The organism is Flavobacterium sp. (assembly GCF_027490375.1).
GTDB lineage: Bacteria > Bacteroidota > Bacteroidia > Flavobacteriales > Flavobacteriaceae > Flavobacterium.
In genome coordinates this window covers 62161-83352 of sequence record NZ_JAIXYH010000075.1, presented here as the reverse complement: position 1 = coordinate 83352, position 21192 = coordinate 62161, and the positions used below count along the sequence as shown (strand labels likewise).

Sequence of the window (21192 nt, the reverse complement as noted above, 5' to 3'; positions counted from 1 at the left end):
TTGCTTCAATTGGAAGATTTTAGAAATTTCGATACAGTCGATGCCGATTATCCGGTGCAAAACAGCGCCACCATGCTCGAGTCGCCTGAAACCATTTACGAGAAAGCCAAAAAAGAACGCGTCGAAATTAAAATTGCACAAGCCAATCTCGATTTAGCACAACGCGACATTCAAATAGCCAAAGCAGCCTATTCGCCAACTTTACAAGGTTTTTACAGTTTCAATACTCGTGCCGCCTACACCGATCGAATTGTAGGTTTTGAACCCAATACCGATAACCCAACTTCGGTAATCGGAACTGTCGATGTTAACGGCAGTACATTTAACGTTCTGCAACCCAATTTCCGTCCCGTTTTAGGTGGGCCACGTTCGGTTGCCGATCAATTCGTTGAGAATAAAGGTCACCAGTTTGGTTTACAACTTACGATTCCGATTCTAAACGGATTCTCCTCACGAAATTCAGTTCGTCGCGCAAAAATTGCCTTCCAACGCGCACAAACCAACCTCGATCAGGAAAATCTAACGCTCGAGCGTAACGTGTTCCAAGCCTTCACCGACGCCAATGCTGCATTGAAAACGTACGAAGCAGCCGTAACAGCTGTAGAAGCGCGCGGCGAAGCGTTTAAATACGCCACCGAACGTTTCAGCGTAGGCTTAATGAATGCTTTCGATTTAAGTCAGGCACAAACACTATTCGTAAACGCACAGGCCGAGCTAAGTCGCGCCAAATATGATTACATCTTTAAAGTTAAAGTCGTCGAATTCTATTTCGGAATTCCAATTATGCAACAATAGTTATGGGAAAGAAAAAAGTTTGGATTATAGTAATCGTTTTAGTAGCCGTAATCGGCGGTTTGTTGTACGCCGCATCAACCGGTGCTTTTAAGAAATCTGGTGAAGAAAAAGAAGTAGAAACCGTTGTTGCCAGCACACAAACCATTGTTGAAACCGTTTCAGCAACCGGAAAAATTCAGCCAGAAGTGGAAGTGAAGATTTCGTCGGAAGTTTCAGGCGAAATCATTGCTTTACCTGTAAAAGAAGGTCAAGTTGTAAAAAAAGGCGATTTGCTCGTGCGTATCAATCCCGATTTGTATACGTCAGGACTAAATCGTACCGTTGCCGGACTCTCGCAAACCAAAGCAGGCTTGTCGCAAGCCGATGCGCAATTTACCGAAGCTAAAGCCGCTTACGACCGAAATAAAACGTTATACGATAAGGGTATCATTTCTCGTGCAGATTTTGAAAAAGCCGTATCGGCGTTTGAAGTAGCTAAAGCAAATAAGCAATCGGCGTATTACAATGTGGCATCGGCGAGCGCTACTGTGAAAGAAGCTAAAGACAATTTAGGACGCACAACCATTTATGCTCCTGCCGACGGAACCATCTCGATGCTCAATGTGGAGTTAGGCGAACGTGTTCTCGGAACGCAGCAAATGGCGGGAACCGAACTCTTGCGCGTGGCAAACCTAAACCAAATGGAAGTAGAAGTTGATGTGAACGAAAACGACATTGTTAAAGTAAGTATCGGCGATTCTGCTAAAATTCAAGTAGATGCCTATTTGAAAAAAGAATTTAAAGGAATTGTTACCAGTATTTCGAATTCGGCTAGTACAGCAACCACAGCCGACCAAGTAACGAACTTCAAGGTAAAAGTACGCTTGTTAAAAGAATCATACGCCGATTTGTTGGAAGGTAAACCAGCAACTTATTCGCCTTTTCGTCCGGGAATGACAGCAACAGTAGATATCATCACCAAAACACGTGTAAATGTTATTGCCGTACCGATTAGTAGTGTGGTGGTAAAAAGCGATACACTTCCGGTGAAGAAGCCACAATTTGAAATGCCCGACGAAGCCAAGCCAGAAGAAACTCCTGCGCCAAAATCCGACAAACGTTTGGAGTGCGTGTTTGTGAAAGTGGGCAATAAAGCCAAAATACGAATCGTAAAAACAGGAATCCAAGATAACAGCAACATCGAAATTATTTCAGGTTTGAAGAAAGGCGATGTGGTTATTACAGGTCCGTTTGGTCTAGTAAGTAAAGAACTTAATTCGGGCGATTTGGTTAAAACCAAAGATTTAAAAGCCACTAAATAATGGCGCTTATCTTGTGTTTGGAAACGGCTACCAAGAACTGTTCGGTAGCTTTATCGAAAGACGGAGCATTTTTAGCAGCAAAAGAATTTGCAGGCGAGAATTACTCGCAAGCTGAGTTGTTACACTTGTTTATTCAAGATGTTTTAGATGAAGCTAATCTTGCTTTTTCCGATTTAAATGCAGTAGCTGTTAGCGCGGGGCCGGGTTCGTACACGGGTTTGCGTATTGGGGTTGCCGCAGCTAAAGGCTTGTGTTACGCGCTTGATATTCCGTTGCTTTCCGTTTCTACACTCGAAATTTTAGCTACAGCAAAGCAAATTACTTCGGGTTATAAAGTACCCATGCTCGATGCGCGCCGTATGGAGGTGTATACAGCGGTTTACGATACAAACAACCAATTGATAGAAGCGGTTTCGGCTAAGATACTCGACGAACAGTCGTTTGACACGTACAACGAAACACTGTTTTTATTTGGCGATGGTGCCCATAAGTGTAAAGAACTGTTTGCGAACCGCACAAATATTATCATCGACGAAAGTTTGCCGTATCCATCGGCGAAAGACATGCTTGCCTTGGCGCATAAGCGTTTCACCAACGGCGATTTTGAAGACGTTGCGTACTTTGAACCTTTTTACTTAAAGGATTTTATTGTCGGCGGAGGGAAGTAAAGTGCATTCGTCTGGCGACGGCTTACACATTCTTCAAATTAATAATTTCTTGTTCGGTAAGGAAACGCCATTGGCCGCGCGCTAGGTTTTTCTTGGTGAGTCCGGCGAATGCCACACGATCGATTTTTAGCACGTCGTATTTCATGGATTCGAAAATAGCACGCACGTGTTTTGGGTTTGAAGAATTCACTTGTAAACCAATTTCGCTTTTTGGTGCATCGTCGATGTAGCTGATGGAATCGACACGTAGGAAATGTCCGTCCATTTCAACACCTTTTTCGATACGTTCTAAATCTTCGAATTTCAAGTTGCGATCGAGCGAAACCTGGTAGATTTTCGAACTGCGTTGATTTGGCGAACCGAATTTATTGATAAGGTCGTGGTCGTTGGTGAAAAGTAGTAGGCCTGTGGTGGTTTTATCCATACGACCAATTGGATACAAAGGAGTGTTTGCGGCCGATTTTATAAGTTCGTTTACGTTGCGTTGTCCGCCCGATTCATCGGTAGAAGTGGTAAAGCTTTTGGGTTTGTTTAGTAAAACGTACACTTTCTTTTCGGGTGTGAGTTTTACGCCGTCGAATTCTACTTTATCGGTTGGTTTTACCTTGTAACCCAATTCGGTAATGGGTTCGCCGTTTACTTTTACGTTTCCGGATTGGATGTAAATATCGGCTTCTCGGCGCGAGCACACACCGCTGTTTGCGATGTATTTGTTGAGGCGAATCTCGTCGGCAGCAGTTTTTTTAGGTTGTCTTGCAGCGGGTTTTACGGCAGAAATTTCCTTGCGACTGTCGGCAGGCTTATAATCTTTTTTGTACGTTGTTTTTTTATTTTTCGGCTTCGATGTAGCTGTCTTTCTCGGTTTTTCTGATTTCCCCGGCATAATTCAAAATTTTGGCAAAGGTAGTCAATGCCCGTCAATTAGCAACCTGAGTTCGATTTATAAATCGAGGTCAGAAAACAGATAAATGGTTGATTACAAAGCATATTTGTTTTGGGATACACTAGTGTCGTAAAAAAAATCTAACTCAGGTTAGCAAGTTGTTTTGTGCACGAATGCCGCAGCCCCGATGGCAACGAAAAGCTTTTGCGGTTGGTGCGCTGCGAGAAACGCTTTGCAGCGGCGACCAAAGGAAGCCGTTGCCACGCGATTTTCGAGCGCGCACCAAACGTAAAACTTGTAGTGAACAGCGGGATTAGCTGCCTAGATAATTGGAAAGAGACGATTTTCAACTTTCAAAAATACTATCAATTTCTGTTTTATATTTCTGTTCTTAGCAGCTGATCCGATTTTATGAATTTTAAATTATAGAGCAGTTTTATCTAAATACTCATATTTGCAATCAGATATCTTTCTTAGCTTTCCTCTTGTCTTTAATTCAAAATAACCAACAGCTGGGCTACGTTTGTATACATAACCAGTATATTCATCAAATTTAAATTCGCGATAATATATGCCACTATCTGTTATATATACAGCTAAATCATCCTTTGAAGAATTCCATTTTTGTTTTTCATAGAAGCCTGTATCAATATGGTAATGTATATTATTGATCTCGAAAATTATCATTGCTTTTGAGCCAGTTTTTACATCACTTATGGTGGGATCGAATACAACTACTTGCTGAATTGAATCTTGAGGCATCAAATCCTTTCCGCAAATAAATTTTTTAGCGGATAGGGAATAGAAAGCAAAGGTTTTGATAGGAGCGCTACTTTCATTTACTAAAGTTAGACTAATTTCTTGCGGACGAGCCGTGCATGCCGATAAGAGTACACAATAAAATAGAATGATTAAATGTATTCTTTTACAAGATAGGGTTATTGATTTGTCCATTTTAATGTTGAATTAGGTAAAAGTCCTCCATTTTCTTGTAATGGAGTTAGATATTTTAAAGTACCATCATTATGTTCTGAAATTATAATTGTTTTCATATCGTCAGTATCGGTCCATGCTGGATAAGCGTCACCAATATCTTGTCCACGCTCATTGTTGTGTGAATCCATTAAAAATTCTAAGCCGCTATTTATCGGCATTTCATGTGCAGCAGCAAAGAGCTGCATTACTTCTTTTTGAAATCTGTTTGCTCCAAGCGCATTCCAAAGAGCATGGCGTACTGCATCAGCATGACCGTTATGCACTTTCCAATAATCAAAATTGATATTTTGAAGATACCGGGCGTAGGCAAGCGACGTATCTGCATTAAATTTATGAATGACGGCTTGGGAAGGATAAACCGAAAAAGCTAAAAGTTCATAAATGTTAGGAGTTGGTTCTAGAGTTTGGTTATCTGGTTGTATTGGTAATCTGTCAATAATTTCGAGATTATTTAACCACCACTCATACGGCCAACCCTCGTTTTTGCCCGGATAGTTTAGTTCGTCAAAATTTTCTATTGGTACCGCATTAATCACATTTAAAACTTGTCTAATAAACGCTTTCGTTGCGGGTTGATAGTTGTTACTTTCTAATAGATTTATAATCTTATTTTTTAACGGATTACCTTCTAATTCATTCCAAATGTTTCGTTCGGTTGGATCTAGTTCTGTTACAAAAATATCAATTAATCGGATAAGAATTAAGGGGTTGGTAATAAGGTAATCATTGCAATTAGAAGTAGGACTTAAAGTCTGTGATACGGGTCTAATTGTGAGGCAATCATTTGAATCAGGATTAATAACAGCGGGAAACAAGTTTGGAGATTGTTGCGTACCATTATTGCCGACTCCTGTGACAGGAGTATACCCTCCACCTCCATTCCCCGGATTTGTTCCAACTGGTGGCGTGCTACCACCCCAATTTCCACCCCAACCACCTGTATATCCGCCGCCTCCTGAACTGCCAGTAGAGCCACCGCCGCCTGAACTGCCAGAGTTTCCGTCTGCTTCACCTTCTGGGCAGTCTATGGCTACAATCATGACTTTATACTGTCTGGGAGCAACTTCAATGCGTCGGTAGCCGTAACACGTTCCATCACTACCAACATAAACAACGCCAGATGGTTCTTCGCTGCTAAGCAGTCTTAATTGGGAGTTATCAATAGAAAAAGTTTTGCCCGTTAAAGCATTAATTAAATCAGTATTTGAAATTGTATAATTTGCAAGGTAAACTTTAACTTCCTCATCTTTATTTTGACTTACAATAATGTTCTTAATTACCGACGGTATAGCTTGTGGTTGTTTGATGTAGAAAGTATAAGATAAATAAGAGCCTTCGATTTCAACTTTCTCGATTTTTGTAGTGTCAATCAAGTATTCTCCATTACCCTCATCCCGCCTTTGAACCTGTTCTGCTGTAACGTATGGATTAATTGCAGAGAATAATGCAAGGTCGTCATTTTGAATCTGAGAAAAGGTAGAGGTAGAAGCTTTTATTTTAAAACTAGATTTCTCTATTGTGTCTAAATCACTACTACAGCTTACTAATAAACTAGAAAAAAATGTCGCAATGATAAGCTCTTTGTAATGAAGCGACGTTTTTATTTTTTTTGTAAAAATAAAACAGTTTAGCCAAAATAAAGAATAACTCTCCTTACGTCTGTTAGTGCTATTAGTCAGGATGGTATTAACATTTTGAGTGATTTTCGGGGGGGGGGTAATTTAGTCATTGCTTAATGTTTTAAAAATTAGGTTAACGGTTATAAAAGTAATAATGTACCATAACTTTATAATTCAGCAATTGTTAAATTATTGTTAGAATGCTACTTTTATTGCAGCCCCGATGGAAACGAAAAGCTTTTGCGTTTGGTGCGCTGTGAGAAACGCGTTGCGGCGGCGACCAAAGGAAGCCGTTGCCACGCGATTTTCGAACGCGCACCAAGCGTAAAACTTGCAGTGAACAGCGGGAATAGCTGCCCAGAAAATCGAAATCTACAACAATTTCTTTCCGTGCAACAATACACCTGGATCGATAAGCACAATGCAGAAAACGCCTGCAACGATAAGTGCTTTAATGCCGTTGTGAACCAGTAAATACCGACTTTTTTCGCTCTTTTTCCAGAGTAGGATGTTTAAAATGGTGAGTACAATCAACGAAACGTACAAGTATAAATCCATGTACCCAACATCGTAGCGTTCGATAAGCAAATACACGGGAATGAGCGTGAGTACCGACGCCGTGGTGAAGGCTTGCTTGCTTTTAGACTCGCCGTACTCTACCGCTATCGTGTGGTAGTTGTTGGCTAAATCGCCCGTCAGGTTTTCTAAATCTTTAACGATTTCGCGCATGAGCAGCAGCAACCACAAAAAAGTGGCGTGCCCGAAAATAACGGGCTCGAAATTTTTGTAATAAAGTAAAATAGCGAAGAAGGGAAAGATGGCGAGGAGTGTCGACATTAAGTTCCCAACCAACAAGTACTTTTTAACTTTGTGCGAGTAAAACCAAATTAGGAAAATGTACACGCTAAAAAAAGCTGCGGCGCGCCACGAAACAATAAAGGCAATGGCTACAGCAATGAAATTGAGCGTAAAGTACACGCGCAGTTTGGTGCCTTGCGAAACCAAACGATCGAGTAAGGATTTCCGCGGTCGGTTGATTAAATCTTTCTGCGAATCGTAGAAATTGTTGATGATGTAGCCCGAAGCAATAGTAATAGCCGACGCCAGTACGATACATAACAAAAGCGGGTCGAGCAAGACGTGTAGTGCACGCATATCGCCGGCGAGAATAAAAATGGCCGATAAGTATTGAGCCAGAAAAATAATAGGAATGTTGTAACCGCGAACTACTGAAAACAAGCTGACGCATTTCATCAGCAAGCGTTTATTTTTACGGCTAAGCATTTGCTTTTAGAAGCGGTACACCACTTCGAGCTTGTAGTTTTTGAGTGCTTCGGCTGCTTTTTCGTAATCTTGGGTAAATCCTAAGATGTAACCGCCGCCACCAGATCCGCACAACTTCAAGTAGTAATCGTTTGTTTCGATACCGCGTTCCCAAATTTCGTGAAATTGCGAAGGAATCATGGGTTTGAAATGATTGAAAGCAACTTTAGAAAGTTGTTTGGTGTTCTCGAAAAGCGATTTGAGGTCGCCCGCCAAGAAATTCTCCACACAAGCGTCGGTATATTTCACAAACTGATTTTTCAGCATGTTTCGGAAACCTTTATCTTTTAGGTTTTCCATAAAAATTTGCACCATAGGAGCGGTCTCGCCAACAATGCCGCTATCGAGCAAGAAAACGGCGCCGCTACCTTCTGGGCGCTGGGTCGGAATTCCGGTTGCTTCGATGTTATCTTTCGAATTGATGAGAATTGGAATGCTGAGGTATGAATTTACGGGATCGAGTCCGGAGCTTTTTCCGTGGAAGAACGATTCCATATTTGCGAAAATCTCTTTCAATCGCAACAGTTTCTCACGGGTTAAGTTTTCAAGTACGCTGATTTTAGAAAGCGCGTACTTATCGTAAATGGCAGCTACGAGTGCACCGCTACTTCCAACGCCGTAACCTTGTGGAATCGAAGAATCGAAGTGCATGCCCGCTTGTAAATCGCGATCGAGACTTTCGAAATCGAATTGCACCAATTCGGGTTGCTGCTTAGTGAGTTCTTTTAAATAGTTGGTAAAGCGGATCAAACTTTGGTTTGATGCTTGTGCTTGTTCGGTTGAAGCGCCATCTATTTTTAGCGCACCGTTGTAAAAGTTGTAAGGAATGGATAAACCTTTTGAATCTTTGATGATTCCGTATTCTCCGAACAGTAATATCTTAGAGTAAAAAAGTGGTCCTTTCATGTTGTTGATTTCCTGTTAGTTCAACTTTTGTGCTCCGTTGCCAACAGTATCACAAAGGTACTGCTGATTTTGGCAAAATTCAATAAGATTTTCCTTAATAAATTCTAAAATTTCACTTTTAATGCTTTCAGGATAAAGTAAGTGAACATTTGCGCCGGCATCGAGTGTGAAGCAAAGGGGTAATTTTGTGCTTTCGCGGAAGCGACGTACCCGTTCGATAATCTGTAACGTATTGGCGTGCATCAGAATAAACGACGGTGTCGAGGTAAGCATCATCGCGTGTAAGGTCAGGGCTTCGCTTTCGGTTATTTCGATGAATTTATCGAGATCGCCTTGTTCTAAAGCTTTTGAAATTATTGCCAGATTGCGGTGTGCTTGTTCAAATCGACTTGCGGCAAACGGATGGTTGTTCATCAGTGCGTGTCCGGCTGTGCTGGAAACTACTTTTTGGCCAACATCTACAAGCATTATAGTATCTTGAAAGTTGTGAAAAACCGCGTGTAAGGTATTTGGAAAAGCGATGCCGTACAAATCGGATGCCGCTGGAAAGGTTTCGTTTTTTCCCCAGATAACAGGATTTCCAGAAATACTTCGGCAGGCGCTGCCAGAACCAATTCGGGCTAAGAACGACGCTTTTTTTAGTAATTGTATTTCGTTGGATTCTTGATTAAGCTGCCGTTCGATGTCGCAGATGTTCATGGCTAAAGCTGCTAAAGCCGAGGCCGATGAAGCAATTCCGGACGAATGTGGAAAGGTGTTTTTAGAATCTATTTTTAGAGCTAATCCGTTTAAGAATGTGCAGTAGGGAAGAATCTTGTCGAAAAACGTTTGTAGTTTAGGCAAGAAACTTTGTTTGCGTTCGCCTTCGAAATAAAAATCAAATGAAAACTGATTTGCGAAGCTTGCTTCTACGGAAGTGATGGTTTTGCAGTCGTTCAGTGTGAAACTAATCGACGGATTTGCTGGGGTTTGATCCGGATTTTTCCCCCAATATTTAACCAGAGCGATATTACTTGGCGCACTAAACGTAGATTTGTGCTGAAAATTTGCGGTAGGAAAAAGGTTTGTGATAAAATCTTCGTGAAGCTGCATGAAGTTTTTGCGCAAAGATAATAGAAAGCGCGTGTATCAACTTTCAAATTATGAAAATGAAGATAAGTACAGATTTAGTAGTTAAAAGCGCAACGTTAATTGCTGCTACTTTAGGAATCGGCTTTTTAGCTGGAAAAGTAACGCAGCCGGGAATCGAATCTTGGTTTGTATATTTAGAAAAGCCTTTTTTCAATCCGCCAAATTGGTTGTTTGCGCCTGTTTGGAGTGTATTGTACGTTTTTATGGCCATAGCTGCTGCTCGAGTATGGAGTAACACAAAATCGGAAGTGGCTGTGATCAGAAAAGCACTTTTATTTTGGTGGATTCAATTGGCCTTGAACACGGCATGGTCGTTTTTGTTTTTCGGATTGAAAAATCCGCTTTTGGCATTAATTGAGATTGTTTTATTAGAGTTGCTGATTTACGAAACCTACCTGCAATTTCGGAAAATCGATGTTGTTTCAGCTAAGTTATTGATTCCGTATATGATATGGGTTGTTTTTGCGGCAATTTTGAACGCCTCGATTTGGTGGCTGAACTAAAAAACGGACATATTATTTATAATCATTAAAAATAAACAACTTTAATATTTGTCGAACCTAATAAGGTTGTTAATATCCGCGTTGCCGTTTATCTTTGTGGGCAAAAATTTAAACAAAATGATGCAATCTTCTCAGGTTGATTATGTTCCGATTTTGATGCAGATGTTGTTAGCGGTAGGATTCGTTGCGCTAACCATTGTGGGTTCGAGTTTTCTCGGTCCACGTCGGATGTCGAAGAACAAAGACAAAAATTTTGAGTGTGGAATTGAGTCTATTGGAAATGCTCGGATTCCGTTTTCTGTCAAGTATTTTCTCGTAGCCATCTTGTTTGTTTTGTTTGATGTGGAAGTAATTTTCTTGTATCCGTGGGCGGTCAATTTCAAGGCTATGGGTATGGAAGGCTTCCTTAAAATGGGCATCTTTATGGCTTTGTTGTTGGTTGGTTTCTTTTATGTAATCAAGAAAAAAGGTTTGGAGTGGGAGTAATCCTTAACGTAACGATGATACAACTATGAGCGATTCAAAAATAATTACCAATGCACCTGCTCCAGAAGGCTTTGCCGGAGAAGGTTTTTTTGCAACTAAACTCGATTCAGTAGTAGGATTAGCACGTGCTAATTCGCTTTGGCCTTTGCCTTTTGCAACTTCTTGTTGTGGTATTGAATTCATGGCTACCATGGCGTCTCATTACGATGTGGCGCGTTTTGGTTCGGAGCGTATGAGTTTTTCACCACGCCAAGCTGATATGCTACTGGTAATGGGAACTATCGCAAAAAAAATGGCGCCCATTTTGCGTCAGGTATACGAACAAATGGCTGAGCCTAAATGGGTTATATCTGTTGGAGCCTGTGCGTGTTCGGGCGGAATTTTCGATACTTACAGCGTACTTCAAGGAATTGATAAAGTAATTCCAGTCGATGTTTACGTGCCAGGTTGTCCGCCGCGTCCGGAGCAAATCCTAGACGGTATTATGCGTTTGCAAGATTTAGTGAAAAGCGAGTCGGTACGCCGCCGCAGTTCACCTGAGTACACTGAATTATTAGCCTCATACAACATCCAATAAAATGGGTTTAGAAAACCAATTTATTCACGAAACGCTGCTTGCCAAGTTTGGGGACAGCGTTTCCGATTTTAATCAGATTCACGACATATTAACTTTTGAAGCTGAGCCAGCTGTAATCAAAGAGGTGATTCAGTTTTTGAAAAGTGAACCGTCATTGAACTTTAATTTTTTAACCGATTTGTGCGGCGTACATTATCCAGAAGCTAGTGAAGACAGGCAGTATGCGGTAGTGTATCACATGCATAATTGGTTTGAAAACGTTCGTATTCGCATCAAATGCTTTTTGAGTGGTGCGCAGCCTGAAATCCCTACGGTATCTGATTTGTTCCGAAGTGCAAACTGGCAAGAACGCGAAACCTACGATTTTTACGGCATCCGTTTTATGGGACATCCGCAGCTTAAGCGCATCTTAAATATGGATGAAATGACGGTGTTTCCGCTTCGTAAAGAATATCCACTAGAAGATGGTGGTCGTACCGATAAAGACGACCGTTTCTTCGGAAGAACCACAGATAATTGTTAATCTAAAAGCAGTACCATGTCAGAGTTACTTTTACCACCAGAACAACGTTTTGCTACAATTATCGAAAAGCATAAAAACGATGACGGCAGTGAGCTTTCCATCCTCAATTTAGGACCTACCCACCCAGCAACTCACGGAATATTTCAAAATATTTTGTTAATGGATGGCGAGCGTATTATTGAGGGCGAAGGAACGGTTGGTTACATTCACCGCGCCTTTGAAAAGATTGCCGAAAACCGCCCGTTTTATCAAATTACGCCACTGACCGACCGTATGAACTACTGTTCGTCGCCAATCAACAATATGGGTTGGTGGATGACTTTAGAAAAGGCTTTGGGAATTGAAGTTCCGAAGCGTGTTCAATACATGCGCGTAATCGTAATGGAACTTGCTCGTATTGCCGACCACATTATTTGTAATTCGGTTCTAGGAGTTGATACGGGTGCTCTAACGGGTTTCTTGTATGTGTTCCAGTATCGCGAGAAGATTTATGAGATTTACGAAGAGATTTGCGGTGCACGTCTTACAACAAATATGGGCCGAATCGGTGGTTTTGAACGCGATTGGTCGCCGAAAGTTTTTGAAAAAATCGAAAAACTTTTGGAAGAATTTCCACCAATCTGGACCGAGTTTGAAAGTTTACTTACGCGAAACAGAATCTTCATGGATCGTACCATCAACGTGGGTGCGATTTCAGCTGAAGACGCCATGAATTTCGGGTTTACAGGCCCGAATTTACGTGCAACTGGAGTTGATTACGACATTCGTGTAATGCAGCCGTATTCTTCTTACGAAGATTTTGATTTTGAAATCCCTGTTGGAAAATCAGGCGATACTTACGATCGGTTTTGTGTTCGTAATGCCGAAGTTTGGGAAAGTTTGAAAATTATCCGTCAGGCTATCGACAAAATGCCAGAAGGTCCGTATCACGCCGACGTTCCAGATTATTACCTTCCTCCAAAAGATGAAGTATACAACACTATGGAAGGCTTAATCTACCACTTTAAAATTGTAATGGGCGAAGTGCCGGTTCCGGTTACCGAAGTATATCATCCAGTAGAAGGCGGAAACGGAGAACTCGGGTTTTATTTAATTACCGACGGAAGTCGCACACCTTACCGATTACACTTCCGACGTCCGTGTTTTATTTACTACCAAGCCTTTAATTATATGGTGAAAGGTGAAATGTTATCCGATGCGATTGCAACACTTTCAAGCTTAAATGTAATTGCTGGCGAATTAGATGCATAACGAAATTATGGAAAGAAAACAGTACCATCAAGAAATCAATATAACACCTGAACTTCAAGCACGTATCGACGAGTTGATTTCGCGTTATCCGGCGGATAAACGCAAGTCGGCTTTGTTACCTGTTTTACACGAAGTGCAAGATGCGCACGACAATTGGTTGAGTGTACCGCTTCAAGATAAAGTTGCCGAAATTCTGGGTATTAAACCTATCGAGGTATACGAAGTTGTGACCTTTTACACCATGTATAATCAGCGTCCGATTGGCAAGTATATGTTCGAGTTTTGTCAAACTTCGCCTTGCTGTTTGAACGGTGTGGAAAACTTAATGGATTATACATGTAAGAAATTAGGTGTTAATGTGGCAGAGCCAACTGCCGATGGCTTATTTGAAGTTCGCGGAGTAGAGTGTTTGGGAGCTTGCGGATACGCACCAATGATGCAGTTGGGCGATTTCTACGTGGAGCACCTCAATGAAGAAAAGATCGATCAATTGATCGCAGATTGCAAAGAGAATAAGATAACCTTACACGATAAGTAATGCAATTGTCAGCCTCTCAAGTTGAACAAATACGAACTTTCTTCCGGGATAAACCGGTACATAAAGTATATTTGTTTGGATCGTACGCACGAGGCGAGGCAGATGAAAATAGTGATATTGATTTACTTATCGATTGGGATTATGCTAAAATGAAAGGATTTGATTTTGTGACTTGGTGGGATGAGATTAAGGTAATTTTAAAAAAGGAAGTTGATTTTGTATCTGCGAAGTATGTTTCTCATTTAATTGAGGAGTACATCAATAAAGAAAAGATCTTGATTTATGAAGCCTAAATTATCAGATAGTATAAGGATAGAACACATCCTTGAGGCGATTTGTGATTTAGAGTTTTTTATGAAAGATGTGAGTTTTGAGTTATTTGAATCAAATAAAGAAAAGCAAGCTGCGGTTGAGCGAAAACTAGAAATAATTGGTGAGGCTGCTAACAAGCTTTCTGAAAGGATTTTTTATCATCCACAGATTTCAACACCATGGCGAAAGATTGTCAATACAAGAAATATTATTATTCATGAATATTTTAAAGTTGACATCGAAATTGTTTATAAAATAGCAAAAGAGGAAATAATTCCACTGAAAAGTGAAATTGAAGAAATACTAAATAATTTAGAGCAATATTTATCATAATATGGCACAAAAAATATTACTGGATAAGATCAACGTTCCTGGAATCAAGACTTTCGAGGTGTACCGTCGGGAGGGAGGTTATGTTTCCGTAGAAAAGGCACTGAAGAATATGACGCCGGACGAGGTTGTGGAAGAAGTGAAAACGTCTGGTTTACGCGGACGCGGAGGCGCGGGTTTCCCAGCTGGAATGAAGTGGAGCTTTATCGATAAAAAAAGTGGTAAGCCAAGACATTTGGTTTGCAACGCCGACGAGTCGGAGCCGGGAACTTTCAAAGATCGCTTTTTGATGGAGTACATTCCGCATTTGCTAATCGAGGGAATGATTACCTCATCCTATGCACTTGGCGCGAATTTATCCTACATCTACATCCGTGGTGAGTATATGTGGGTGTACAAAATCTTGGAACGGGCTATTGCCGAAGCCAAAGCCGCAGGATTTCTCGGAAAGAACATCCTAGGTTCGGGTTACGACTTAGAGTTACACGTGCACTGTGGTGCCGGCGCGTACATTTGTGGTGAGGAAACTGCATTAATCGAATCGTTGGAAGGCAAGCGTGGAAATCCGCGTATTAAGCCACCGTTTCCAGCGGTATCGGGTCTGTGGGCTAATCCAACGGTGGTAAATAACGTTGAAACGATTGCGGCAGTGCCGTGGATTGTAAATAACAGCGGTGCCGATTACGCTAAAATTGGCATCGGACGCTCAACAGGTACAAAATTGATCTCAGCTTCTGGAAATATTAAAAATCCAGGTGTTTACGAAATAGAATTAGGTTTGTCGGTTTATGAATTCATGAATTCCGACGAATATTTAGGTGGAATGAGTACCGATCGTCCGTTAAAGGCGTTTGTGCCAGGCGGAAGTTCAGTGCCGATTTTACCAGCGAATTTAATATACAAGACAGCAAACGGCGAAGATCGTTTAATGACGTACGAAAGCTTGAGCGACGGCGGATTTGCTACAGGTTCAATGCTTGGATCAGGCGGATTTATAGTGTACGACGATCGCGCGTGTATTGTTCGCAATACATGGAATTTTGCACGGTTTTACCACCACGAAAGCTGCGGCCAATGTTCGCCTTGTCGCGAAGGAACGGGCTGGTTGGAGAAAGTACTACATCGTATTGAAAACGGTCATGGTCGCGAAGAAGACATCGACTTACTGTGGGATATTCAATCGAAAATTGAAGGAAATACGATTTGTCCGTTAGGCGACGCCGCTGCATGGCCAGTTGCTGCTGCCATTCGTCATTTTAGAGATGAATTTGAATACCATGTTCGTTTCCCTGAAAAAATAAAAAATCGCGACCATTTTGTAGCAGAGCCGTTTGAAAAGGTGAAGCATTTAGTGGCTGGAGTAGGAGTTTAAATACCAATTATTAGAAAGTAGATTTCATACAATGAAAGTAACAATAGACGGGCAACCGATTGAAGTAGAACCGGGAACAACCATCTTGCAAGCTGCAAGAATGTTGGGAGGCGAAAGCGTTCCGCCGGCAATGTGCTACTATTCGAAACTAAAAGGAAGCGGCGGAAAATGTCGTTGTTGTTTGGTAGAAGTGAGCAAAGGTTCAGATGCCGACCCACGTCCGATGCCAAAACTTATGGCTTCGTGCGTTACCGGTTGTATGGACGGGATGGAAGTGAACAGCGCCAGTTCGCAACGCGTGCAAGACGCCCGTAAGTCGGTTACCGAATTTTTGTTGATCAATCACCCATTAGATTGTCCGATTTGCGACCAAGCCGGTGAGTGCGACTTGCAAAACTTGAGCTTTAAGCACGGGAAAAGTCAGACGCGCTTTATCGAAGAAAAACGCACCTTCGAACCCGAAGATATCGGCCCGAATATCCAATTGCACATGAATCGTTGTATTTTGTGCTATCGCTGCGTTATGGTAGCCGATCAGCTTACCGATAATCGCGTGCACGGCGTACTCGATCGCGGTGATCACTCTAATATTTCGACTTGTATCTCAAAAGCAATCGACAATGAGTTTTCTGGAAACATGATCGATGTTTGCCCAGTTGGTGCACTTACCGACAAAACCTTCCGTTTTAAATCGCGCGTTTGGTTTAACAAGCCGTTTAATGCACACCGCGATTGCGATAAGTGTTGCGGAAAAGTTACCGTTTGGATGTTTGGAAACGAAATACAGCGCGTAACCGGGCGTAAAGATGAATATCACGAAGTGGAAGAATTCATTTGCAACGAGTGTCGATTTGAGCACAAAAACGTTGCGGATTGGGTTATTGAAGGACCACGTAAGTTTGAAAAAGACTCGGTTATCAATCAAAACAATTATACTCGTCCGTTGGACAAAGTAGTAATTGCTACGGAAAAAAATATTTTGAAAGGTCGCGACCAAGATCGCAAGAAAATCTCGATGACGAGTGTACCTTTGAAGCCGGAAGAGCAAGAAACGTTTTTAAAAGGAAACCTGTAGTCTATGGATAGTGCAATCATTATAGAAAAGAGCATTTTCATTGTAGTCATTTTCGCGATTACGATGCTTATGGCTATGTATTCGACTTTAGCGGAACGTAAAGTTGCGGCTTGGTTACAGGATCGTATAGGTCCGAATCGCGCTGGTAAAGGCGGAATTTTACAGCCTCTTGCCGACGGTTTGAAATTATTTAGCAAAGAAGAATTTTTACCGGATACGCCAAACAAATTTTTATTTATCGTAGGCCCAGGAATTTCGATGAGTGTGGCATTAATGACCAGCGCCGTGATTCCGTGGGGTGATAAGTTGGAAATGTTTGGAAGAACAGTGATTTTACAAGCAACCGACATCGATGTGGCTTTATTGTACATCTTTGGCGTTTTGTCGGTTGGTGTTTATGGAATCATGATTGGCGGTTGGGCATCGAACAACAAATTCTCTTTGATGAGTGCTATGCGTGCGGCCAGCCAAATGATTTCGTACGAAATTGCAATGGGATTGGCCATTATTGCTTTGTTGATGATGAGTGGTTCGTTGAGCTTACGCGAAATCGTGGCGCAGCAGCCGGGCATGCAGTGGAACGTGTTTTACCAACCGATTGGTTTTGTAATCTTCTTGGTTTGTTCTTTCGCAGAAACAAATCGTACGCCTTTCGATTTAGCGGAATGTGAAGCCGAGTTAATTGGTGGTTATCACACCGAGTATTCGTCGATGCGTATGGGATTCTATCTCTTTGCTGAGTACGCGAGTATGTTTATTTCATCGACAATTTTGGCGACCCTGTACTTTGGTGGATACAACTATCCAGGTATGGAATGGGTGGTTAATAACTGGGGTGTGAATCCGGCTAATATCTTAGGAATAGTTGTTTTATTTGCGAAAATATGTTTCTTCATCTTCTTCTTTATGTGGGTAAGATGGACGATTCCGCGTTTTCGTTACGATCAGTTGATGCGTTTAGGTTGGAAAATATTGATTCCGTTGGCAATTGTGAACATATTTTTGACGGGCGTATTTGTATTGAAGAGCGAGATTTTAGAGGCGTTAGGATTTTAATCTGAAACGATTGCCCTAGCCCCGATAGGAGCGGCATCCTTTTTTATGGAGCTTCGCGGAATAAAAAAGATACAGCGGATAGCGGGAATAGCTTCAAAAAAAGAGAATAGTTTTGAGAAGCGAGAAACGAGAAACGAGAAGTGAGAGTTGAAAAGTTTTCTCGATAGTCATGGGACAGGATATAGTTCCGATAGTAATTGGGACACCTTTTATAAAATACTTAGACATATAGAGTCTATAAAAACGAAAAAGTAAATTAGAGATGGCAATAGAAACGATTTCATTATCGGGACGCAAAAAAGAGGTGGTGAACAAAAAAATGAATTTTTGGGAAGGCCTTTATTTAGTTGCGATTATTAAGGGATTGTTTATCACAATCAGGCACTTATTTAAGCGAAAAGTTACCATCAAATATCCAGAGCAAGTGCGTGAGCGCAGCGATGTGTATCGGGGCCAGCATCAATTAAAGCGCGATGAATTGGGTCGTGAAAACTGCACGGCTTGTGGTTTATGCGCTTTGTCGTGTCCGGCTGAAGCGATTACGATGACTGCAGCCGAGCGCAAGCCTGAAGAAAAGCATTTGTATCGCGAGGAAAAGTATGCTTCGGTTTACGAAATTAATATGTTGCGTTGCATTTTTTGTGGATTGTGCGAAGAAGCCTGTCCGAAAGACGCAATTTATCTTACAGAATCTAAGCAGTTGGTTCCAGCGATGTACGGTCGTGAAGACTTTATCTTTGGAAAAGACCGTTTAGTAATGCCTTTAACTCAGGCAATGATTAATGCTCAATCTCAAATGACACGTTAATGTCGGCAGTACTACTCACTTTTTACATCTTATCGGCAATCACGCTTGCTACAGCGTTTTTAACGATTTACAGCAGAAATCCGATTCACTCGGCTATTTATTTGGTGATTTGTTTCTTTACGATTGCTGGACACTATCTGCTACTCAATGCACAATTTTTAGCTATCGTTCACATCATCGTGTATTCGGGTGCAATTATGATTCTGCTTTTGTTTACGATCATGTTAATGAACCTGAACAAAGAAGACGAAGTGCACAAACCGCGTATCACTCGCTTAGGCGCTGTGGTGGTTTTTTGCTGCATGTGCCTCATTATGCTTACGATTTTTGTGAATTCGCAACCGGTGGCCGACTTGGTTCCGGCTAGTGGAATTGATTATCAATCGATTAAAGTATTAGGTCAAGTTTTACTTGATGGCGAAGAAGGTTATATGGTTCCGTTTGAATTTGCATCGATATTGCTTCTAGTAGCGATGATTGGAACTGTTTTATTGTCTAAAAAAGAAAAAGTACAACTATAATGCAGGACGTTTTAAATCAAGTTGGAATAAACAATTACATCTTTTTATCGGTGTTGTTGTTCTGCATCGGAGTTTTCGGTGTGCTCTATCGTCGAAATGCGATTATTGTATTGATGTCGATTGAAATTATGCTCAATGCAGTGAACCTTCTTTTTGTTGCGTTTTCGACGTATCATGAAGACGCTCAAGGGCAAGTGTTTGTATTTTTCTCGATGGCTGTAGCCGCAGCCGAAGTAGCTGTTGGTTTGGCTATTTTGGTTTCTATTTTCAGAAATATCGGGTCGATTGATGTGTCAAATCTTAAAAAGCTTAGAGGATAACTAATGGATTTATCGATTATTTTACTGCTGTTATTAGCTCCGTTAGGTGGCTTTTTAATCAATACTTTTTTAGGTAAACAGCTCGGGAAAGGTGCTTCAGGTGCTATCGGAACTTTAGCTATTGTTATTAGTTTCATTTGTACGTTGTTGCTGTTTATGGGTTTGGAACCCGGCGCGAATACGAAAGCCGATTTATTTCACTGGTTAACATTCCAAAACTTTAGTGTTGATTTTTCTTTTCAATTCGATCAATTGAGTTTATTGTGGTTGCTTTTCGTGACGGGTATCGGTTCGCTGATTCACTTGTATTCGATCAGCTACATGCACCACGATAAAGATTTTCATAAGTTTTTCTCGTATCTGAACCTGTTTGTCTTCTTTATGATCGTTTTGGTCAGCGGAAGTAACTTACCCATTTTGTTTATCGGTTGGGAGGGCGTGGGATTGTGCTCGTATTTGCTAATCGGATTTTGGTACAGCAATCAGGCTTACAACGATGCTGCAAAGAAAGCGTTCATCATGAACCGTGTGGGCGATTTAGGCTTACTTATCGGTATATTCATTTTAGCAACTGTAGCTGGAACGCTCGATTATCAAGGTTTGGAAACATTTTTTCAAACGAAAGGTAGTTTGGTTGATTCTACTTGGTTGGCAGTTGCAGCACTTTGTTTATTTATTGGTGCCTGCGGAAAGTCGGCACAGTTGCCACTATACACTTGGTTACCCGACGCCATGGCTGGTCCGACGCCAGTTTCTGCATTAATTCACGCAGCAACAATGGTAACGGCGGGTATCTTTATGGTTACTCGACTACATTTCTTATTTGATTTAGTTCCTGCTATTCAGAATGTTATCGCCGTGGTTGGTGTAGCAACAGCACTTTTCGCGGCTACGATTGGCTTAGCGCAGAATGATATCAAGAAAGTACTGGCGTATTCAACAGTTTCGCAATTAGGACTTATGTTCTTAGCCTTGGGAGTTGGAGCGTATGAAGTTGCCGTTTTTCATGTAATCACACATGCGTTTTTTAAGGCGTGTTTGTTCTTGGGTGCAGGTTCGGTAATTCACGCGAATTCCGACGAACAAGACATGCGAAAAATGGGTGGTTTGCGTAAAGTAATGCCAATCACGTTCATTACCATGCTTATCTCGAGTTTAGCAATTGCAGGTATTTTTCCACTCTCAGGTTTTTGGTCTAAGGACGAAATTTTATTAGAAGCCTTCCATTACAGCATTCCGTTTTGGGCAGTAGCTTCGCTAGCTTCAATTCTTACAGCTTTTTATATGTTCCGTTTGATGTTTTTGACCTTTTTTGGTGAATTTAGAGGAACAGAACACGCAAAGAGTCATTTACATGAAAGTCCTGCTTTAATGACGATACCGCTTGTTATTTTGGCAACTCTAGCTGCCGTTGGCGGATTAATCAGTATTCCAGGATCAAGTTGGTTGATGCACTTTTTAGAGCCCTTGCTTCATGCAGATGGTGCGCCAGAGCATCACGCATTAGATCAAACAGCTTATATCTTGATGGCCGTTGCCTCGGTAGGTGCGCTTGTTGGAATCTTTATCGCGTACAGAAAATACATTTCAAACAAAGAAGTTCCGGGTGAAGACAGCGAAGTAACTGGATTCACGAAAGTACTGGCTGAAAAATACTACGTTGACGAATTGTACGACAGCGTTTTTGTAAAACCGATTAATTTATTGGCGCGTTTCTTCAGGGATGTGGTGGAAACGGCTCTAGGTTCGTTGGTATATGGATTCGGAAAAGCTGCTGCAGAAATCAGCAATCAGGGAAGAAAAGTACACAACGGCAGTATCGGATTGTACTTATTCGTTTTTGTAATCGGATTCTGTCTTATAGTATCGTATTTATTTTTAGCTCAATAATCAGCACG

General features: G+C 41.4%; 24 protein-coding genes. 18 read left to right on the top strand and 6 right to left on the bottom strand.

Annotated features, from left to right (window positions below; all coding sequences use genetic code 11):
* From Q0064_RS11505 to tsaB, 3 genes are all read left to right on the top strand, one after another.
* Positions 1–795 (top strand): TolC family protein (locus Q0064_RS11505; RefSeq protein ID WP_298148373.1); only part of this gene is annotated, 795 nt, incomplete at its 5' end.
* A 2-nt stretch (positions 796–797) separates the two neighbouring features.
* The gene (locus Q0064_RS11500) at positions 798–2096 is read left to right on the top strand and encodes an efflux RND transporter periplasmic adaptor subunit (protein WP_298148372.1); all 1299 of its coding nucleotides are present in this window, start codon (positions 798–800) and stop codon (positions 2094–2096) included.
* Complete coding sequence (gene tsaB, locus Q0064_RS11495) at positions 2096–2764, top strand: tRNA (adenosine(37)-N6)-threonylcarbamoyltransferase complex dimerization subunit type 1 TsaB (protein ID WP_298148371.1); 669 nt, start codon at positions 2096–2098, stop codon at positions 2762–2764. The genes Q0064_RS11500 and tsaB overlap by 1 nt, the downstream gene beginning before the upstream one ends.
* Before the next feature lie 22 nt (positions 2765–2786).
* On the opposite strand, the gene Q0064_RS11490 is transcribed toward tsaB, so the two are convergent.
* From Q0064_RS11490 to mvaD, 6 genes are all read right to left on the bottom strand, one after another.
* A complete protein-coding gene (locus tag Q0064_RS11490) occupies positions 2787–3647 on the bottom strand; it encodes a pseudouridine synthase (RefSeq protein ID WP_298148370.1) in 861 nt (286 codons plus the stop codon).
* A gap of 423 nt (positions 3648–4070) precedes the next feature.
* The gene (locus tag Q0064_RS11485; protein ID WP_298148369.1) at positions 4071–4601 is read right to left on the bottom strand and encodes a hypothetical protein; all 531 of its coding nucleotides are present in this window, start codon (positions 4599–4601) and stop codon (positions 4071–4073) included.
* Positions 4586–6016 (bottom strand): hypothetical protein, encoded by a 1431-nt coding sequence (locus tag Q0064_RS11480; protein ID WP_298148368.1) that lies wholly within the window; start codon positions 6014–6016, stop codon positions 4586–4588. The genes Q0064_RS11485 and Q0064_RS11480 overlap by 16 nt, the downstream gene beginning before the upstream one ends.
* 618 nt (positions 6017–6634) lie before the next feature.
* Entirely contained in the window at positions 6635–7546 is a 912-nt protein-coding gene (locus Q0064_RS11475) for a geranylgeranylglycerol-phosphate geranylgeranyltransferase (protein WP_298148367.1), read from the bottom strand.
* A gap of 6 nt (positions 7547–7552) precedes the next feature.
* A complete protein-coding gene (locus Q0064_RS11470; RefSeq protein WP_298148366.1) occupies positions 7553–8491 on the bottom strand; it encodes a mevalonate kinase in 939 nt (312 codons plus the stop codon).
* Positions 8492–8506: 15 nt separating this feature from the next.
* Complete coding sequence (gene mvaD / locus Q0064_RS11465) at positions 8507–9583, bottom strand: diphosphomevalonate decarboxylase (protein WP_298148365.1); 1077 nt, start codon at positions 9581–9583, stop codon at positions 8507–8509.
* A gap of 56 nt (positions 9584–9639) precedes the next feature.
* On the opposite strand from mvaD, the gene Q0064_RS11460 reads away from it, so the two are divergent.
* The 15 genes from Q0064_RS11460 (at position 9640) to nuoL (ending at position 21184) form a co-directional block, all read left to right on the top strand.
* On the top strand, positions 9640–10125 hold the full coding sequence (locus Q0064_RS11460) for a TspO/MBR family protein (RefSeq protein WP_298148364.1): 486 nt from the start codon (positions 9640–9642) through the stop codon (positions 10123–10125).
* A gap of 120 nt (positions 10126–10245) precedes the next feature.
* Positions 10246–10611, top strand: coding sequence for an NADH-quinone oxidoreductase subunit A (locus Q0064_RS11455; protein WP_298148375.1), 366 nt, complete (start codon positions 10246–10248; stop codon positions 10609–10611).
* 25 nt (positions 10612–10636) lie between these two features.
* Positions 10637–11188 carry an NADH-quinone oxidoreductase subunit B gene (locus Q0064_RS11450; protein WP_094487063.1) on the top strand — a complete coding sequence of 184 codons (552 nt, stop codon included), beginning with the start codon at positions 10637–10639 and terminating at the stop codon, positions 11186–11188.
* A 1-nt stretch (position 11189) separates the two neighbouring features.
* A complete protein-coding gene (locus Q0064_RS11445; RefSeq protein WP_298148363.1) occupies positions 11190–11711 on the top strand; it encodes an NADH-quinone oxidoreductase subunit C in 522 nt (173 codons plus the stop codon).
* Positions 11712–11726: 15 nt separating this feature from the next.
* Positions 11727–12962: an NADH-quinone oxidoreductase subunit D gene (locus tag Q0064_RS11440; protein WP_094487061.1), complete on the top strand. Its 1236-nt coding sequence runs from the start codon at positions 11727–11729 to the stop codon at positions 12960–12962.
* A gap of 7 nt (positions 12963–12969) precedes the next feature.
* Positions 12970–13500, top strand: coding sequence for an NAD(P)H-dependent oxidoreductase subunit E (locus Q0064_RS11435; RefSeq protein ID WP_298148362.1), 531 nt, complete (start codon positions 12970–12972; stop codon positions 13498–13500).
* Entirely contained in the window at positions 13500–13793 is a 294-nt protein-coding gene (locus tag Q0064_RS11430) for a nucleotidyltransferase domain-containing protein (RefSeq protein ID WP_298148361.1), read from the top strand. Before Q0064_RS11435 ends, Q0064_RS11430 begins: the two co-directional genes overlap by 1 nt.
* On the top strand, positions 13783–14145 hold the full coding sequence (locus Q0064_RS11425) for a HepT-like ribonuclease domain-containing protein (RefSeq protein ID WP_298148360.1): 363 nt from the start codon (positions 13783–13785) through the stop codon (positions 14143–14145). The genes Q0064_RS11430 and Q0064_RS11425 overlap by 11 nt, the downstream gene beginning before the upstream one ends.
* Before the next feature lies 1 nt (position 14146).
* Positions 14147–15514 (top strand): NADH-quinone oxidoreductase subunit NuoF, encoded by a 1368-nt coding sequence (gene nuoF, locus Q0064_RS11420; RefSeq protein ID WP_298148359.1) that lies wholly within the window; start codon positions 14147–14149, stop codon positions 15512–15514.
* Positions 15515–15545: 31 nt separating this feature from the next.
* Positions 15546–16589 carry a 2Fe-2S iron-sulfur cluster-binding protein gene (locus Q0064_RS11415; RefSeq protein ID WP_094487056.1) on the top strand — a complete coding sequence of 348 codons (1044 nt, stop codon included), beginning with the start codon at positions 15546–15548 and terminating at the stop codon, positions 16587–16589.
* A 3-nt stretch (positions 16590–16592) separates the two neighbouring features.
* Complete coding sequence (gene nuoH, locus Q0064_RS11410) at positions 16593–17645, top strand: NADH-quinone oxidoreductase subunit NuoH (protein WP_298148358.1); 1053 nt, start codon at positions 16593–16595, stop codon at positions 17643–17645.
* Positions 17646–17907: 262 nt separating this feature from the next.
* Positions 17908–18453: an NADH-quinone oxidoreductase subunit I gene (locus Q0064_RS11405; protein WP_094487054.1), complete on the top strand. Its 546-nt coding sequence runs from the start codon at positions 17908–17910 to the stop codon at positions 18451–18453.
* Positions 18453–18974 carry an NADH-quinone oxidoreductase subunit J gene (locus Q0064_RS11400; RefSeq protein WP_298148357.1) on the top strand — a complete coding sequence of 174 codons (522 nt, stop codon included), beginning with the start codon at positions 18453–18455 and terminating at the stop codon, positions 18972–18974. The genes Q0064_RS11405 and Q0064_RS11400 overlap by 1 nt, the downstream gene beginning before the upstream one ends.
* The gene (gene nuoK / locus Q0064_RS11395; protein ID WP_094487052.1) at positions 18974–19294 is read left to right on the top strand and encodes an NADH-quinone oxidoreductase subunit NuoK; all 321 of its coding nucleotides are present in this window, start codon (positions 18974–18976) and stop codon (positions 19292–19294) included. Before Q0064_RS11400 ends, nuoK begins: the two co-directional genes overlap by 1 nt.
* Before the next feature lie 3 nt (positions 19295–19297).
* A complete protein-coding gene (gene nuoL / locus Q0064_RS11390) occupies positions 19298–21184 on the top strand; it encodes an NADH-quinone oxidoreductase subunit L (RefSeq protein ID WP_298148356.1) in 1887 nt (628 codons plus the stop codon).
* Positions 21185–21192 lie beyond the last annotated feature (8 nt).